Annotated in this window: 13 protein-coding genes; 7 read left to right on the top strand and 6 right to left on the bottom strand. The window is 52.9% G+C overall.

Annotation, left to right across the window (positions count from 1 at the left end; genetic code table 11):
• Positions 1-7: 7 nt before the first annotated feature.
• Positions 8-1,666: a sensor histidine kinase gene (locus tag LGT44_RS17290; RefSeq protein ID WP_230332341.1), complete on the bottom strand. Its 1,659-nt coding sequence runs from the start codon at positions 1,664-1,666 to the stop codon at positions 8-10.
• A 347-nt stretch (positions 1,667-2,013) separates the two neighbouring features.
• Between LGT44_RS17290 and LGT44_RS17285 the strand changes: the two genes are divergently transcribed.
• Entirely contained in the window at positions 2,014-3,366 is a 1,353-nt protein-coding gene (locus tag LGT44_RS17285; RefSeq protein WP_230332342.1) for an 8-oxoguanine deaminase, read from the top strand.
• Positions 3,367-3,549: 183 nt separating this feature from the next.
• A complete protein-coding gene (locus tag LGT44_RS17280) occupies positions 3,550-5,325 on the top strand; it encodes a GGDEF domain-containing protein (RefSeq protein WP_225692958.1) in 1,776 nt (591 codons plus the stop codon).
• Here the strand turns inward: LGT44_RS17280 and LGT44_RS17275 are convergent, their stop codons facing one another.
• The gene (locus tag LGT44_RS17275; RefSeq protein ID WP_230332343.1) at positions 5,326-7,158 is read right to left on the bottom strand and encodes a sensor domain-containing diguanylate cyclase; all 1,833 of its coding nucleotides are present in this window, start codon (positions 7,156-7,158) and stop codon (positions 5,326-5,328) included.
• A gap of 145 nt (positions 7,159-7,303) precedes the next feature.
• On the opposite strand from LGT44_RS17275, the gene dapC reads away from it, so the two are divergent.
• From dapC to LGT44_RS17260, 3 genes are all read left to right on the top strand, one after another.
• Entirely contained in the window at positions 7,304-8,497 is a 1,194-nt protein-coding gene (dapC, locus tag LGT44_RS17270) for a succinyldiaminopimelate transaminase (RefSeq protein ID WP_230332344.1), read from the top strand.
• Between the two features lie 9 nt (positions 8,498-8,506).
• The gene (locus tag LGT44_RS17265; protein WP_186435773.1) at positions 8,507-8,938 is read left to right on the top strand and encodes a SufE family protein; all 432 of its coding nucleotides are present in this window, start codon (positions 8,507-8,509) and stop codon (positions 8,936-8,938) included.
• Positions 8,939-9,111: 173 nt separating this feature from the next.
• Positions 9,112-10,881, top strand: coding sequence for an ABC transporter transmembrane domain-containing protein (locus LGT44_RS17260; protein WP_230332345.1), 1,770 nt, complete (start codon positions 9,112-9,114; stop codon positions 10,879-10,881).
• 8 nt (positions 10,882-10,889) lie between these two features.
• Here the strand turns inward: LGT44_RS17260 and LGT44_RS17255 are convergent, their stop codons facing one another.
• On the bottom strand, positions 10,890-12,833 hold the full coding sequence (locus LGT44_RS17255; protein ID WP_230332346.1) for a methyl-accepting chemotaxis protein: 1,944 nt from the start codon (positions 12,831-12,833) through the stop codon (positions 10,890-10,892).
• Between the two features lie 434 nt (positions 12,834-13,267).
• On the opposite strand from LGT44_RS17255, the gene LGT44_RS17250 reads away from it, so the two are divergent.
• Complete coding sequence (locus LGT44_RS17250; RefSeq protein ID WP_230332347.1) at positions 13,268-14,284, top strand: GGDEF domain-containing protein; 1,017 nt, start codon at positions 13,268-13,270, stop codon at positions 14,282-14,284.
• 240 nt (positions 14,285-14,524) lie between these two features.
• The gene (locus LGT44_RS17240) at positions 14,525-14,773 is read left to right on the top strand and encodes a hypothetical protein (protein WP_230332348.1); all 249 of its coding nucleotides are present in this window, start codon (positions 14,525-14,527) and stop codon (positions 14,771-14,773) included.
• An 18-nt stretch (positions 14,774-14,791) separates the two neighbouring features.
• On the opposite strand, the gene LGT44_RS17235 is transcribed toward LGT44_RS17240, so the two are convergent.
• The 3 genes from LGT44_RS17235 to LGT44_RS17225 form a co-directional block, all read right to left on the bottom strand.
• The gene (locus LGT44_RS17235; protein ID WP_230332349.1) at positions 14,792-15,802 is read right to left on the bottom strand and encodes a hypothetical protein; all 1,011 of its coding nucleotides are present in this window, start codon (positions 15,800-15,802) and stop codon (positions 14,792-14,794) included.
• A gap of 72 nt (positions 15,803-15,874) precedes the next feature.
• Positions 15,875-16,888 (bottom strand): type I glyceraldehyde-3-phosphate dehydrogenase, encoded by a 1,014-nt coding sequence (locus LGT44_RS17230; protein ID WP_230332350.1) that lies wholly within the window; start codon positions 16,886-16,888, stop codon positions 15,875-15,877.
• Positions 16,889-16,971: 83 nt separating this feature from the next.
• A complete protein-coding gene (locus tag LGT44_RS17225; RefSeq protein WP_230332351.1) occupies positions 16,972-18,282 on the bottom strand; it encodes an aminotransferase class I/II-fold pyridoxal phosphate-dependent enzyme in 1,311 nt (436 codons plus the stop codon).
• Between the last annotated feature and the right edge of the window lie 89 nt (positions 18,283-18,371).

Below are 18,371 nucleotides of genomic sequence, written 5' to 3'. Positions count from 1 at the left end.
GTACGTTTCAGTGATTATTAATCACCAGCTTTAAGCCCTGCTCAGTCATCGTCCGGTCATATCGGTCGAGATCCAGCGGTATGCGCAGGTGGATTTCTGCGCCCTGGTTTTCCGCACCCTGACGGCGCTCACAGACTTCGATACTGCCGTGCAGAATGCGTGTAACCAGATTATACGCCAGATGCATTCCCAGACCGGTCTTGCCCCGGTGCCGGCCCGTGGTAAAAAACGGATCAAAAATACGCTGACGTACCTCATTGCTGATACCAATACCATCGTCTTCATAGATCAGCGTCAGAAGGTTTTCTGTTACATCTATACTGCCATGTATCTGAATATGACTGTCACCACCGTCCGGATAGCCATGATCCAGCGAGTTACCAATCAGTGCTCCCATTACCAACCCAAGCGTCTGCCGGCAGGTGTTCAGAATAACCGACTGGCTGAGGTTATATTCAATACGACAGGTGTTGTCTTCAACAAAAAAGTCATCATTGTTACCGGCAAATTCCTGCAGAAATTCTTCCAATGAAAAGCGCGAGCGGAAATCACTTTCTTCATCAACTGCCAGCGATTTAAAGGTACGCACCAGGCGGTGTGAGCGGTTCAGATTTTCATCGATCAGTAACAAACCTTCTGAAATATTATTAATCTGTGCTGAGAAGGTATTTTTATCCAGCGTGCCATTTTTAATCCGTTCCTGAATTAATAATACTGAATCTTCGATATAACTCCGGGCCGTTACACAGATCCCCAGTGGTGTATTCAGCTCATGGGCAACGCCGGCTACCAGACTGCCCAGCTGGGCCATTTTTTCATTTTCGACCTGCTCATGCCGGTCTTCCTGCAGGGTATCAATTAAACGATTAAGGGAATTGATGGCGTTATTCAGCTCTCCCGTGCGCTCTTCTACTTTCTGTTCCAGCCGGTTGTTGAGCTGTTGCAATTCATGGTCGGAATAATCTCGCTCAGCCATTACCTGCTGAATCTGCTGACATAAGTGATTGATGGTACGGCCAATACGGTTCAGCTCGTCATTCTCTCCACCATCATCCGGCAACTGTACCGGTGCACGAATATCACCACGCTCCGCCCAGTCAGAAAGGGAACGCAGCTGAGAGCCGGCATAACGACTGAACAGCCGGACCAGCGCAAACAGAAGTAAAGCCGCTAACAGCAGAATAATAATCAGATGCTTGAGCAGCACGACCGGAGCCGTAGCCATAACCTGTTGCCGCATGGCCACTAAATCCAGCTGTAAACGTAAACTGCCGACCAGAATACTGCGCTCGCCATTGTCGTAGTGCAGATCAAATTGCCGTTCCTGCAGAATCCTGTCACCAGACCCTGCCTCTTCTGTCTGGCCGGCAGAGAAGTATTCGCCATTACCGGCATCCAGCATGGCATAGCGGATATAAGGGAACTGCACCAGAGCGGCCAGCTGAGATTCAACCTGCGGAATATCAAAGCTCCACACACTCTGCGCCAGGGCATTCAGGTAGCCGCTGCTGATCTGTTGCAGCAGAGCTTCGTTGTTACGGTATTCCGTGCGGTAAGCGCTGTACAGGGCCACTGCAGACGACAACAGAGCAAGCAGCAGGCTGGACAGAAACAGATGGATCAGCAACCGTCGGCCGGAAGCACTGCGCCAGTAAAATGCACTCATATTCCCTCCCTGCATATTCCCTTGCTTAGCGTTCCGTGAGCACAGGTTCTATGAGTGTAGAAAAGCACTAGCTGATAGCCAGCCCAACAGGAATGAGAATAGAAAACAGTCTGTAGGCGAACTGCGATAGACCTGTTATTTATAAATCGCATCACAAAGTGGCCACTGACCTCGCCACATTACTTGCCCGTCTGATACAGCCTGTTATCATAAACGCCGGCAGATTAACACCTGGTCACTGCTAACGATCCGCCGCACGCCTGTGCGGTTTATTCTTATTCGTTAGCGACCGGTGCCCAGTCCTTCCTGTCTGCCACCGCCGCAGCGAAACTTTGCGGAGCACTATCATGAACACTCTCTGGATTAAACATCCCCGCGCCGTATTTACCAGCAACCAGCTGGACGCCAGTGGCGGGCTGGTGATCGCCGATGGCCGTATCCTTGAAGTGCTGGCCGCCGGGCAGCAACCCTCCGGCCCTGTCAGTCAGGTATTCGATGCCAGCGCGCACGTTGTCTTGCCCGGGCTGGTGAATACCCATCATCATTTCTACCAGACCCTGACCCGCGCCTGCCCTCCGGCACTCAACAAGCGCTTATTCCCCTGGCTGCAAACCCTCTATCCGATCTGGGCTGGGCTGACTCCGGCACAGCATGCGCTGGCCACCGAACTGGCAATGGTCGAGCTGTTGCTGTCTGGCTGCACCACGGTTGCCGACCATCATTATCTGTTTCCGGCCGGGCTGGAAAACGCCATCGATATTCAGGCCGAAACCAGCCTTAAACTGGGTATGCGCGCCACCCTGACCCGTGGTTCGATGAGCCTGAGTGTGGATGATGGCGGCCTGCCACCGCGTTCGGTGGTGCAGACCGAACAGGTAATTCTGGATGACAGCAAACGCCTGATTGAACACTGGCACCGGCGTGATGATCAGGGGCTGCTGGAAGTCGCTCTGGCGCCCTGCTCGCCGTTTTCGGTGACCCCTGACATCATGCGTGCCAGTGCGGAGCTGGCAGCACAATACGATGTCGGCCTGCATACCCATCTGGCGGAAACCGAAGATGAAAATGCTTTCTGCCTGAAGATGTTTGGCCAGCGGCCACTGGATTATCTGGACTCGGTCGGCTGGCTGAATAACCGCACCTGGCTGGCGCACGGCATTCATTTTAACGATGAAGAAGTGCAGCGACTGGGCAATGCCGGCACCGGTATCTGCCACTGTCCGTCATCCAATATGGTGCTGGCATCCGGAATCTGCCGGGTAAATGAATTACGCGCCGCCGGCAGCCCCGTCGGGCTCGGTGTGGATGGCAGCGCCTCCAACGACCACAGCAATTTAATGCAGGAAGTGCGGCAGGCATTATTAATTCAGCGCCTGCGCTATCAGGCCGATGAGTTCACCCATCTGGATGCGTTACATCTGGCCACTAAAGGCTCGGCTCAGGTGTTACGGCGCGATGATATTGGCGAACTGGCGCCCGGTAAGCGTGCTGATATTGCCTTCTTTAAACTCGATGAACCGCGTTTCAGCGGCGCTCATGACCCACTGGCAGCTCTGGTGCTGTGCGGCGCCAGTCAGGCTGACGCGGTGATGATCAACGGTGACTGGAAAGTACGCGATAAACAATGGCTGGGCGGCGATATCCGCCAGCTGATGGCTAACCACCAGCAGGCGGCCAGCCAGTTGTTCAGCGGACACTGAATCCGGAAAGCGGTCAGCAGGACAATTTTCTGCCTGCTGACCAGCATTATCTTTATGCTTTTTCTCAGCAGGCCAGCGCTGCTCACATCCTCTTACACAACCGCTGATTTTGTTTACCATTTTGTCATCTGCAGGTCATGCAACCGCCGCACTATACGCTGACTTTTTCTGTTTGGTTTTGATATGGCGCCCCATCTTCTGCAACGCAGTCTGGACGAGCTGATCAGCAAGGAAGCCATTCACACCGTGCTGCAACCCATAGTCGACCTGAGCCGCAACCGCGCTCTTGGCTATGAAGCACTCACCCGCGGAGCTTCGGGTCATTTATTACAGCGCCCGGATCTGATGTTCCAGGCCGCGCATCAGTTTGACCGGATTCCGGATCTGGAGATTCTCTGCATCCGTTCGGCTATCCGCCATTTTTCGCGGCAGAAAAGCGACGGCCTGTTATTTATTAATATCTGCCCGCAAAGCCTGCTCAACTATGGTGAGGAGATCAGCGAGCTGACCGAGCGTCTGGCCCACAATGGTCTGCAGCCAACCGATGTTGTGCTGGAAATTTCCGAGCGCTTTCCGATTGAGAATACCGGTCAGTTCCTGACGCTGATCGGCCATCTGAAAGAACTGGGTTATGGCATTGCCATTGACGATCTGGGCAGTGGTTATTCCGGCCTGAAACTCTGGTCAGAAATCCGCCCCGACTACGTCAAAATCGACCGTCACTTTATCGACCGCATTGATCAGGACACGGTAAAACAGGCCTTTGTTACCTCGGTGGTGCATCTGTGCGAACAGCTGCAGTGCGAGGTGATTGCCGAAGGCATCGAAACCCAGGGCGAGCTGAATTTAATCCGCAGCATGGGCATTCATATCGGTCAGGGGTATCTGCTGGGCAAACCACAGAGCAAAGCCGAATTCCAGACTCCGGAGCACGGCCTGAGCCTCACCAGTCCGGTGCATGCCAATGGCGTCGAGCAGCCAATCGGCAACCTGTGCCAGCCGCTGGAAACCATTGCCGCCTCGCTGCCGATGCGCGAAGTTGATGAATTGTTCCGTGAAAATCCGCTGTTAATGTCACTGCCGGTACTGGAGGAGGAGCGCCCGGTCGGATTGCTGCACCGGCGCAAACTGCTGGAATTATTCGCCCAGCCATACGGCCGTGCGTTATTTGAGCGTAAAACCGTCGGCCATTTTATGCAGCAGAATCCGCTGATCGTCGATTGCGCCATGACCCTGGAAGCGGTCAGTAAAGTACTCACCGATGACGACGACGAAGACCTGCGCCAGCACCTGATTGTTACCTGCGAAGGCCGTTATCAGGGCGTGGTAAACAGCAAAGACCTGCTCAAACACATTACCGACAGTCAGATTCAGAAAGCCCGTTATGCCAACCCGCTAACCCTGCTGCCGGGCAATGTACCTATCGACGAACATGTGGAACAACTGCTGCGCCAGCAGAGCCACTTCTATCTGCTGTATCTCGATCTGAATCATTTTAAGCCCTATAACGACCAGTACGGTTACCGTCAAGGCGATGCCGTATTACGCTGGCTCGGCCGCTTGCTGCAACAGCACAGTTCAGCACTTAATTTTGTCGGCCATATTGGTGGCGATGATTTTGTACTGATCAGTCAGGAAGCGGATTTTTATCCGCTGTGTGAGCAACTGCTGCAGGCGTTTAATCAGCAATGTTCTGAGTTTCACCGCAACGACGACTGGAGTCGTGGCTATCTTAACGCCCATGACCGCAGCGGCCAGCTGAGCCGTATTCCGCTGCTCGGTTTAGCCATTGGCGTGGTGCCCTCAACGCTGATTGAAAATCAGGACCCGCAGAGTCTTGCCCAGCTGGCAGCGCAGGCAAAACAACAGGCCAAACAAAAAACAGGCAGCGCCTGGCATTGTCTGGGACAGGAGATGCAACCCATACTGCCGGTTGCCATTAAAGCCGCAGGCCACTGATCAGCGACGGTAGTCGGCGGCAATTTTGTAGCCGTCACGGGTCGAGTGTTTTACTTCATACATCGCCTGGTCAGCCGCGTTCAGCAGCTCTTCGCCATCGGTTTCTCCCAGACGGCCGACGGCGATACCGGTACTTGCACTCAGGTTATGAATCTGCGGCCAGTCCGGTACCTGCAACTCGCGCAACTGTTGCTGCAGACGCCGGGCAAAGGTTTCCGCGCCCTCGGCTCCGCAATCAAGCAGCAGCACCGCAAACTCTTCCCCGCCCAGCCGTGCCAACCGGTCACGGTCACGCCCAAGGCGGCGCAACAATGCACCAAACGCCGCCAGCACGGCATCACCGGCGGCGTGACCAAAGCCATCGTTAATACGTTTAAAGTGATCCAGATCGATCCACAAAACCGCGACGCTGCCCTGCCACTGTTTCAGTTGCTGCAATTGCTCCAGCAAAGCACGGCGATTCAGCAGGCCGGTCAGACCATCCACATCCGCCAGTACCTGCAGCTGCTGGTTGGCATCCAGCAGAGCGTTGGCTTTCTCCGCCAGCGCCTGAGTACGCTCCGCCACCCGCTGTTCCAGCTCGCGGTTTATCAGCCGCAGTTCTTCGCTCAGGCGTACAATTTCCTGCCGTGACCAGACCCGGTTCAGCAGGAAGTTACAGATCATCGACACAATAAAAATCAGAAACCCCAGCGGCGACCAGTACTGTCCGCTCAGCAGCTGATTATTCAGCAGCACATCGTGAATAACCGCCACACCCAACAGCATCGTCCCCGGCAGAATCAGCCAGGCACCACGCCGGCCTAGATACACCATACGCAGCAATGCCAACGTTGACACCACCACGCCCAGCAGCAGCAAACCACCAAAGATTCCCAGTAATGCGGTAAACCACAGCGGCGGTAACAACAGACAGAGCAATGCGGCTAACAGGAAAGGCAGGCTGAACAGATTACGCAGACTCCGGCTGAAATCGGTACCGAAAGCAGCGTGCAGCCAGCCAAACAACAGCACCGGGCTGACCAGCATGCTGATATAAATCACCCGGATATGCAGTTCCCAGGGCGGATTAAGGCTCAGCATCCAGTACAGCGGGGCAAATGAGGTGGTACCAAGGCGTACACCCAGCATCAGGGTAAACAGCCCCAGCCACAGTCCGGTGCGGTCTTTACGGTCTACCGTATATTCCATCACCAACAGCAGACCAATCAGCAATAACAGCAGTAGGATAACGGCTTCATAAATCACATGCTGGGCGTAGCCTCGGGTGATCTGATCTTCCGGGCCCAGTAACAGTGGCTGCCAGGGCCCGGCACTGTGATGGTGATAATTAGCGACCTGCAGCACCAGCTGCAGACGGCCATCAGCGATACCTCCCAGTCTGACCCAGCGATTGCCCTGATAGGGTTGTACCTCCTGACGGGAAGTACCCACGCGGCCGCCATGCAGAATATCGCGGCCATTGGCCAACAGGCGGAAACTGGTGGCTATTTCCGGCACAAACAACGCCCAGTCAACCTGCGGATCAAGGCCCTGAATATCCAGCACGAAGGTGGCGTAGCCCTGCCCCGGATACTCATATCCGGCCTGACCATTTTCATCCCAGGTTGAGGGCATGGTGAACAGTGGCCAGTCATGGCTGCCGCTGCCATCACTCAGCTGCTGCCAGGCAAAACGCCACTCTCCCGCCAGTGCCAATGGCTGCGTTACCGGCCTGCCGGACAGATTCATCACGCCCTGCTGCGCCCGGAACTCTTGCGCTATTTCCGCCTGCAACTCTGTGGCAGATAAAGTCAGCAGCCAGGCCAATATCAAACAAATACGCCGCCGCATTATTCTCCGTCCGAAACAATATCCGTGCTGAAACTATGGGTGGCATGATGGCCAGCGTCAAATTCCGGCAGGCCGCCAAAGCAGCATCCTGCGCAAATGCCTGTATAATGCCGCGCATCTGAAATTCCGAACTCCGGTGGAAGGCATGAATCCCGATCTGAGCAAATTACAGCCCTATCCCTTTGAGAAACTCGCTAAGCTGAAAGCCGCCGTTACGGCGAATGCACAGCTGCCACATATCGCGCTGTCCATCGGCGAGCCTCAGCATCCGTCTCCGGCCTTTGTACAACGGGCGATGATCGACAATATCAGCCGTCTGGAAAACTACCCGACCACCAAGGGCTTGCCACAGCTGAGCGAAGCCATTGCCAGCTGGCTCAAAGGCCGCTTCAGTCTGGATAACATCGACCCGGTATCGCAGGTGATTCCGGTCAACGGTACGCGTGAAGCGATTTTTGCCTTTACCCAGGCGGTGGTTGACCGCAGCCAACCCGATGCCCTGGTGGTCAGCCCGAATCCGTTCTATCAGATTTACGAAGGCGCAGCCTATCTGGCCGGTGCCACACCGCATTTCCTGCCTTGTCTGGCCGATAACGATTTCCACCCGGATTACAACGCCGTGCCGGCGGATGTCTGGCAGCGCTGCCAGTTATTGTTCCTGTGCACACCGGGCAACCCGACCGGTGCCGTACTGAGCTTCGAACAGTTTAAACAGCTGATTGAACTGGCCGACCGTTACAACTTCGTGCTGGCCAGTGATGAGTGTTATTCCGAAATTTATGTCGATGGCAAAGAAGCGCCGATGGGCCTGCTCGAAGCCTGTGCCCGCTTAGGCCGTCACGATTATAAAAACTGCGTGGTGTTTCATTCGCTGTCCAAGCGCTCCAACCTGCCTGGCCTGCGTTCCGGTTTTATTGCCGGTGATGCCGCGCTGTTAAAACCTTTCCTGCTGTACCGTACTTACCACGGCTGCGCGATGCCACTGCAGACCCAGCTGGCATCCATTGCCGCCTGGAATGACGAACAGCACGTTGCCGATAACCGTGCGCTGTACACACAGAAATTCCGCGCGGTGATTGAGATTCTTAATCCGGTAATGGCGGTGGAACAGACCGACGCCAGTTTTTATTTATGGGCAAAAACCCCGATTAATGAAGAAACCTTCGCCCAGCAGTTATTTGCCCAGCAGAATGTGACCGTACTGCCCGGCTCCTATTTATCGCGCACCGTCGATGGTATTAATCCCGGTGAAAACCGCGTACGTATGGCACTGGTGGCTGGTGTTGATGAATGCATCGAAGCCGCTCACCGCATCCGCCGTTTTGTTGAATCTCTGTAAGGACTGATTATGGCTTTAGTACAGAACCCGTTCGGCGCAGACATCAGCACCGACGATATCCTCGACACCCTCGGCTTTTTTGACGACTGGGAAGAGCGCTACAAATACATCATCGACCTGGGTAAACAATTACCGGCGATGAGTGATGACAAGAAAAACGATACCTACCTGCTGCGCGGCTGCCAGAGCCAGGTGTGGATCGACAGCGAATTAAATAACGGCGTGCTGACCTTTGAAGCCGACTCCGATGCGCATATCGTGCGCGGTTTACTCGGTGTGGTGCTGGCCGCATACAACCATAAAACCCCGGCTGACATTATCGCCTTCGATATCGATGATTATTTCAGCAAGATTGATCTGGTAAAGCACCTGAGTCCGACCCGCGGCAATGGCCTGCGCGCCATGGTACAGCGCATTCAGGACACCGCGCGTAACGCCTGATTGCAACGACTGAATAATCGCAAAGGCTGAATAATCGCGGCGGCGGTCGTGATTATTCAGCCTGCTGTAGTTATCCCACCATAACAACACAGAATACCGGCGGATGTTCACCTTGCTCTGGCTGGTACTAATCGCTAGCCTGAAGCACATCCTTTTATACAAAGACCTCTCCGATGCTGCGCTGGCTCTGGCAATTTATCCGTCCTTACAAATTCCGTTTAACCATTGCCATCATTGCCCTGGTCGCCACCGCCGGGCTTACCCTGGGTCTCGGTCAGGGCGTGCGCTTAATGGTCGATAATGGCTTTGCCGCACAATCCACTCAGGGCCTGGCCGACGCCCTGCAGTTGTTCGCTGTACTGGTTGTACTGGTTTCTACCGGGGCTTATTTCCGCTTTTATATGGTGTCGTGGCTCGGTGAGCGGGTCGTGGCCGACATACGCAAGCAGCTGTACCAGCACCTGGTCAGCCTGCCTCCCAGCTTTTTTGAAGATAATCTGGCCGGTGAAATTCAGAGCCGGGTAACCACCGACACCACATTACTGCAGACGGTTATCGGCTCATCATTTTCCTTTGCCCTGCGTAACTCTCTGACCTTTATTGGTGGCATCACGCTGATGTTTTTAAGCAATTTAAAACTCAGCCTGATTGTTCTGGTCGCCGTGCCTTTAGTGGTTTTTCCGATGATTTATTTTGGCCGAAAGGTGAAAAAACTGTCCCGTGACAGTCAGGATAAAATTGCCAGCGTCGGCGCCTGGGCCGGTGAAAGTCTGCAGCATATTAAAGTAGTTCAGGCATTTACCCGCGAAGATATTGTTACCCAACAATTCGCCCTCGCCGCGGAGGGTGCCTTTGATGTCGCCCTGAAACGAATCCGCCAGCGCGCCTGGCTGATTGCGCTGGTAATGGTACTGGTGATGGGTTCAGTGGCCGGCATGCTGTATATCGGCGGCAGTGATGTGATTGCCGGAAAACTGTCCGGCGGAGATCTGGCCGCCTTTGTGTTTTACGCCATCATGGTCGCCGGTTCGCTGGCTGCCGTGACCGAAGTGTATGGCGAAGTACAGCGTGCTGCCGGCGCCGCTGAACGTATCCGTGAATTACTGGCGACTGAAGCCGATATTCAATCACCGCAGCCAAGCACAGAAATTCCACTTGAGGCAAAAGCCGGTCAGCCATTAGTCAGTTTCAGCGATGTACATTATCACTACCCCAGCCGCCCGGACCGTAAAGCCATCAGTCACTTAACGCTGGATATACAACCTGGTGAGCGTATCGCACTGGTTGGCCCATCCGGGGCCGGAAAATCCACATTATTTGATTTATTACTGCGCTTCCGCGACCCGCAACAGGGCGATATTCTGCTGCATGGAAAATCGTTACGGGACTGGGATTTACAGCAACTGCGCAGCCAGTTTGCTCTGGTGCCACAGCAACCTGTGCTGTTCAGCGCCAATGTGCTGGATAACCTGCGTTACGGCAAACCCGATGCCAGTGAAGACGATATTCTGGCCGCTGCCAAAGCCGCCCATGCCGATGAATTTATTCAGCAATTACCGGATAAATATCAGTCATTTTTAGGTGAGCAGGGGGTGAAATTATCGGGCGGACAGAAACAACGGCTGGCCATTGCCCGTGCTATTTTGCGCGATCCGGAAATATTATTGCTGGATGAAGCCACCAGCGCCCTCGATGCCCAGAGCGAGCATCTGGTGCAGCAGGCGCTGGATGGTTTAATGAAAAACCGCACCACCTTTGTTATCGCCCACCGTCTGGCCACCATCACCAATGTTGACCGTATTGCGGTATTTGATCATGGCCAACTGGTGGCGATAGGAACACATCTGGAGCTGATGCAACATTCGCCACTGTATAAACGACTGGCGGATCTGCAGTTTAAAAACACCCAGTTTAAAAACACCGACGATCAGCCAGCCCGGTAATCCTGTATTTAAACCCGGAAACGGCTGACCAGCGCTGACAGATCATGCGACAGATTACCAAGGGAATCAGAGTTCTCTTTCAGCTGCCGTGAGCTGTCGTTGGCATTGGTCGCTTCGGTATTAATGCGGATAATATTCTGGTTAATTTCTTCCGCCACCAGGTGCTGTTCTTCAGCGGCGGCTGCAATCTGGGTCGCCATATCACGGATACGGGCGACGGATTCTTCGATGGACTCAAATACCGCACGGGTCTGCTCGGTGGTTTCTGCGGTTTCGCGTGAGTGATCCAGGCTGCTGGCCAGTTTGCCCGACACTTCACTGGTGCGGTTAATCAGCGAGGTAATCATCTGATCAATTTCTTCGGTTGATTCCGCAGTGCGCCCGGCAAGAGTCCGTACCTCATCGGCCACCACCGCAAAGCCGCGCCCCTGTTCACCGGCGCGGGCCGCCTCAATAGCAGCATTCAGTGCCAGTAAATTGGTCTGTTCGGCGATACCACGGATGGTATCGAGAATAGTGGTGATATTGCGCGACTCCACTGCCAGGGTCGACATTGCCTGATTGGAATCTTCAATGACCTTTTCAAGAGCCGTTACCGCGCTGGTCGTTTTCTGAATAAATTGCCGCCCGTCTTCAACATGATGCTGGCTTTGGTCGGCGGCAATCGCCGTTTCGCTGCAATTTTTTGCCACCTCATTGGACGTGGCCACCATTTCATTAAACGCTGTCGATACCTGTTCTATCGAATTGGATTGCTGATCAGAAATACCCGCTAGCTGATCGGAAATAGCCTGTGCGGCCAGAGCCTGATTTTTTACATCTGCGGCCCCTTCATTAATATCTGATACCAGTGAATGAATCATGGTGATAAAACGGTTAAAGGCGTTGGCCATCTGTCCGGATTCATCTGAGCTGAGCACTCTCAGTCTGCGCGTCAGATCCCCTTCGCCACAGGCAACCTCTTCCAGACCCCGGGTAACCGCACCAATTGGCTTGGCAATCAGGTTGCTGATCCAGTAAGCCAGCACAGCAAAAATACCCAGCAACACCAGACTGATCAGCAAAATGGTATTACGTACTTTAGTGGCGACAGCAAACACTTCATCAGCCGGAATGACGCCGATAAATTTCCAGCCCAACGCCGGTGACGTGTAGGCGGTTGCAAACCAGTTCTGGCCATTCAGCTCGGTTTCAAACAGGCCTTCGCGGGCAAAAAACTGCTGATAGGCTTCGTCCAGTTCTTTTATATTTTTAAAGTTATTTGCTTTATTGCCGCTATCGGCCAGCACCGTGCCGGTTTCTTCCACCAGAATCAGATAGCCGGCTTTACCGAACTGCACTTGTTTCACCATATCGGTCAGCTTACTCAGGGTGACATCCACCCCGACCACGCCCTGCAGACCACTGTCGGTGGTGAATGTATGCAGATAATCAAGCAGCGGGGCTCCGGTGTTTACGTCTTCATAGGCGGCGGCACGTACCGACTTGCCGGGGTCAGCCTGAGCGGCGATATACCAGGGACGCTGACGCGGGTCATATTTACCCAGATCACTGCCCGGCCACTGGATATAACCACCACTGCTGAGCCCGAGAAAAACATAGGCCAGATCCGGCCGCGCTTTACCGAAATCGTCCATCAGTGCATAGGCATCAGCCTCAACACTGCCACTGCGCTGAGCAAAGGTCGGTTTTGCTGCACCACGATAATCCGACACCGACTCATCCAGAGCTTTCAGCGCCTGGGTCGAAGCCAGAAAAGCGGCATCTTCTGCCAGGCCATTAAGGTAGAGACTGAATGCGGTATCAATATGACGGATTTCAGCACTGCTGCGGGTTTCAAAGCTGTTCAGGGCGCTGCTGCGCAACTCCATAACAACCAGAACGGTAATGATCAGCAAAGGGATAATGACAGCTGACAACAGTGCAACGGTCAGGCGGGTACGGATAAGCATGCAATGACTCCGGCGTAGGTAAACGACAGTCTTATTTGCAGCTTAGCCCGTTTTTTGATCAACACTTTTGTTAATAACAAACATTACTGCGCCAGGCCTGCGTACGCCGGGTGTACCGTCCCGGCGTGCGCGCAGGTGCTGGCCGGGCACGGGTACTGCTGCCAGATCAATACCCAGAGACCTTTACGACAACCGCAGAGGGTGGAAGGATAAGTAAGTTGAACTAGGCTCCAAGTAAACATCCGTTCATAAATTAAATGGGGGGGGCAGCTCAGGCAATTGCTATGGAGTCCGGATCACCCTATATCCACCATGCCCTGGCTGTTTTCCGGGACCCGGAAATGGAAAGCCTTTTCCGCCAGAAGGAACTTCCCAGACAGCGTCGCTTAGTCTTCGGGCTTTGTGCGTTTGTAATAATTTCAATGCCTGTTTTTATGCTTTCTGATGCCATGGTCGTCAAACCCGGGCCATGGGGTTCTTTTCTGCTGGCACAGAGGCTGATTCATATTGCGGCGTGTATTATTTTTTTATTAACCATACCCCGCATCCGGCGTTATTCCTCTTACGATGTACTGGTATTCAGCACGTTATTGCTATTTTTTGTACTTCTGGAACTGGGCTCGTTTACCTTTCTGGACGACTACGCCCTGTATGCCCTGTTTGATCTTATTATCATGCTGTGTCTGTATGCTTCCGGAATCCTGACCGTAAAACTGTCAACAATAATATGCCTGTATCATTCTTCAGTGGCCATCCTGATTATTCTGACCTTAAAAGATCTTAACTTACATGCTCAGATAATGATGATCATTGGTTATAGCTTCAGTAATGGTGCTGGCATACTGCTATCGATCACTCACCATAAAAACACCAGGCAACAGTATTTATTGCAGCAGTATTTACGCGAGAAGACACTTCAGCTTAAACACCTGGCATATCGTGATTCGTTAACCAATGCGTTAAACCGGAGATCTTTTCAGGATCATTTCAGGGATATTGAAAAAATGGCGTTAAGGCTGGAAAAGAGCGATAAAAGCTTATTCCTGATCGCCGCCGACATTGATCACTTTAAAAAGATTAACGACAACTTTGGTCATGATATTGGTGACAAGGTATTGCTGGCTTTTGTGAAGCTGGTTGAAGCCAATATCCGTCCTGTCGATAAGGTATACCGCTTTGGCGGTGAAGAATTTATGATTTTACTGCAGGAATGCAGTATGGATACGGCCATTAAAAGAACAGAAAAAATAATGCAGCTGCTTAATTCAGGCGCCTTTGGTGTTGAAGAGCTGGAGCAACCGGTTACATGCAGTTTTGGGATTACACCGGTTCTGGCCAGCGATACCATCGATTCCGTTTGTATCCGGGCCGATGAAGCCCTTTATAACGCGAAACATAACGGCCGCAATCAGTATGTAGTTGATACCGGTTCCGACGAAAATCCGCAGTAATGCAGTGATTCATCGCCCCTCCTCTATGTCACACGGTTCTGCCTAACTCCGTTCCAATCCGGTATAACTGCCGGTCCCAGCGAGGACGAAATTCTGATCGCTGCCAAGGCTGAAGAATATATTCAGAAATTACCGGGTAAATATTAGTAATTTTTAGGTGAGCAAAGGGTAAAACTGTCCGATGGACAAAAACAACGGCTAGCCATTGCCCGTGCTATTTTGCGCGATCCGGAAATACTATTGCTGGATGACGCCACCAGCGCCCTCGATGTTCAGAGCGAGCATCTGGTACAGCAGGCACTGGATGTATCAATGAAAAACCGCACCAACTTTGTCATCGCCCACCGCCTGGCAACCATCACCAATGCTGACCGTTTTGCGGTATTTGATCATGAACAGCTGGTAGCGATAGGTACGTATAACGAACTGCTGGCGCATTCACCGCTGTATAAACGGCTGGCGGATCTGCAGTTTGGCAGCGTACACTAAAGCTGCAGGAATCATCTACTAATCCAGTTTGCCTAGAGACCACGGAGTATCTGAAACTGTCTGAAAATATTGCTCTGCTTCCGCATGAATACTGCGATTTCTATAGGTAACGGATGACAGATTAATACCCTGAAGTGATACGTAATAACGACTGACGATCTCATCTTCCTTGCCGAAAATATGAGAGTCTTCACGACCCGGATGCTCAGGCTTCACGCTTTGCTTGACACAGGTTTCGACAATGAATTCTTCTTCGAAACTTACTTCACAGTTAATCAAATTGTAGTCAAACATTCCTGAGCGAGAGCCTTCCGACCCATTCAGGCGCAAATAACTACCATCAGGATGAAATACAACCCCTCCTGAAGTAGGAAGCAACCCCCAGGGTCTGTACTCTATAAAATAAAAAAAACCAGTAAGATCCAGACCATTGACACGATTTGACTTAATATTAAAGAAGTTGCCTTTTATCTCTGCATCACGACAGCCCCAACTTCCCATACTGTATATATCAATAACTATTCCATTAACCTCAAGAGTCCGTTTAAAACCGTCATTTTCAACAGCTATCCGGTCAGTAAAGGCTAAGCCTCCCTCCGTTTTTCCTGTGTAGACCGTGTCAGAGATTTCCAACGAAACCGGAAGTACTTTCACACCATCACTCCAGGTACCGGAAACCCCCTCCTTCCCAACTATCAATTCAAACGAAGCACCTTCTTCTTTTAACGTCAGAGTTGTTCCACTGCTCTTTCTACCCTCCAGTGAAATTAACTTTCCGTACTTGTCGTAGACATAATCTCCATATAAAAATGCTTCGGTTTCATCGGGGCTAAAGATTTCAGGTGCTGAAGGAAAACTGAAGGTTACGGGATATTTTCCATCAATAAATCCCTTCATAGTTACTGGACACAATTTACTATTAAGATCATAAGCAGAAACTGAACCAGACATGAAAAAAGCACATAAAAAAAATATTCGTTTTACTACTGAGCACATCCAAGCATGAGCTGGTAAAAGCTTACGATCCATATAAAAATTCCTTTTCAAATATCCATAAAAACAATAAGAAACCCAGCAAGGCAATGTGAAGAAGCACGCCTCTCAGCGCTTACTCATCGCCATCGCAGTATCCAGCATACGGTTAGCAAAACCCCATTCGTTATCAAACCACACCAGCAACTTCAGCAGCTGACCGCCGCTGACGCGGGTCTGGGTGGCATCGACAACCCCTGAGCGCGGATCGTGATTAAAATCGATAGAAGCATGCGCATCATGGGTGATACCGATAATCCCCTTTAATGCACCGGTGCTGGCTTCTGCCAGCAGTGCATTAACCGCACCGGCTGTGGTTGGCTGCTGTAATTGCAGACTGATATCCAGTGCCGACACGTTAATGGTTGGCACGCGCACATGCAGGCTTTCGATTTTACCGGCGAGTTTCGGCATTAAACGCGCAATACCCAACGGCAATCCGGTATCGACCGGAATAATACTTTGCCCTGCAGCGCGGGTGCGGCGTAAATCGGAATGGTAAGCGTCGATCACCGGCTGATCGTTCATCGCCGAATGAATGGTGGTGGTTACCCCGGCTTCGATGCCAAAGGCATTATCCAGCAAAGTCAGAATCGGCAGCAGACAATTGGTTGAGCAGGAACCGTTGGAAACGATGTGCTGATCGTCACTCAGCGTGTGCTGATTAAGACCAAAAATAATGGTGTTATCCACCGCACTGTCGGCAGGGTTAGAGATCAGCACTTTATGCGCGCCACCAGCCAGATGCTGCTCGCACTCTTCGCGGGTTTTTATCTGGCCGCTGCATTCCAGCACCAGATCAATATTCAGCGCAGCCCAGTCGAGGGCGGCGGCATCCGCTTCGTGGCGGATACAGATGCGGTCGCCATTAACACTCAGATGACGTTCATCCACCACCTCAACCTGCCCCGGAAAGCGCCCGTGGGTACTGTCGTAGCGCAGCATATAACTGATGGTATCGATATCGGCCAGCTCATTGATGGCGACAACCTGCAGCTGATCGCGGTAGCCATTTTCATACAGAGCACGCAGTACACAGCGGCCGATACGGCCGAAACCATTGATAGCAATACGGGTGGTCATAAAATACCCGGCCTCCGGGCCAGAAAAATCAGGTCGTTATTCTCGCGGATTTAACCGGTGCTGGCAAAGCCGCACCGTTTTTGTCACAGGCATTTGCGCAGATCAGCAATCAGCTTCTGTTGCTGTTCGCCATCCAGCTCACTGATGGTTATGCGCAACGCACTCTGTGGCTGACGCACACTGAACACCGCCGCATCGCGTACCAGCCAGCCGTAGCGGGCAAGACGATGGCTGATTTGCTCTGCATCCAGCCCCGGCAATGGCAGCCAGAAATTAAGACCATCCGCCGGTGCGCTGAGCGCTGGCAGTCCGGGTAATTCTGCCGCATTCAGCGCCGCTGCCAGTGCGCTGTGCTGCGCCCGGTAATAATCCGCCGCCTGTGTCAGCTGTTGCTGTACCTCATCGCTGGCCAGCAGCAGGCTGAGCAGATCCTGCAGCAGATGGCTGACCCAATTGCTGCCCGGTGTAAGGCGCAGCAACAGACGCTCACGGGTCTGGGCATCGCTGTGAATAAAGGCACAGCGCAGGTCCGGGCCATAACCTTTCGATACCGAACGCACCAGCGCGTGATGACGATGGCCTGCGGGCATGATGCTGTAATACGCCGAGCCGGCAACGGTGGCGAAATGGTCATCCTCAATCAGCAATACATCCGGGTATTGCGCCAACAAGCTGCAGATTTCTGTCGCCCGGGTCTGGCTCAGACTGCAACCGGTCGGGTTATGACCACGGGGTGTACAGATCAGGGCCTGCACTCCGCTTGCCAGCGCGGCCGCCAAAGCCTCTGTCTGCAGACCTTCAGCATCAACACTGACGGCAACGGCTTCCAGCCCGGCCTGATTCAGGGTGTTGATGGTTCCCAGAAAACAAGGATCTTCGACGATGACTTTGTCACCGGGCTTCAGATGCGCCAGTAACAGACGCTCAACCGCGTCCACCGCACCATGGCTGAGCACCAGCGCATCCGCTTCCGCCTGATCGGCAAACAGCCGGCTCTGTGCCAGCGCAGCTAGCTCCGGATTCAGCAGCGGCTCGCCATATAAGCGCGGAGTACGGGCAGGCAGCTGCGCTAAATAACGGCTGATATCCGGCAGCCAGTGCAGCGCCGGATTACCACTGGCCAGATCGGTCAGCGGCGAATCCGGCATCGCGCCTTCCTGAAAACCGCCTTCCGCCTGGGTACGGATCATGGTGCCACGCCGCCCCTGACTGACCGCCAGACCAGCGCTGACCAGCCGCTGATAGGCCGTCGCGACGGTATTGCGGTTTACCCCAAGTTGTTCTGCCAGCTCGCGGATAGGCGGCAATAACGCGCCTCCTTCCAGCTGTCCGCTCTGCACCAGCTGCCGGATGCTGGCGACGATATCTGCAATGCTCTTGCCGGTAATATTCATAAATAGGACAAAATTATTTTTGACATAGGACAAAAACCAAAAGCATACTGGTTACCCGGTCAGTTATCCACCGCCGGCAAGAATATCAG

It is taken from the genome of Thalassolituus alkanivorans, from assembly GCF_020447205.1.
GTDB lineage: Bacteria > Pseudomonadota > Gammaproteobacteria > Pseudomonadales > Oceanobacteraceae > Venatoribacter > Venatoribacter alkanivorans.
The sequence above is the reverse complement of the archived record's forward strand: the minus strand, read 5'-3'. Positions and strand labels throughout refer to the sequence as shown.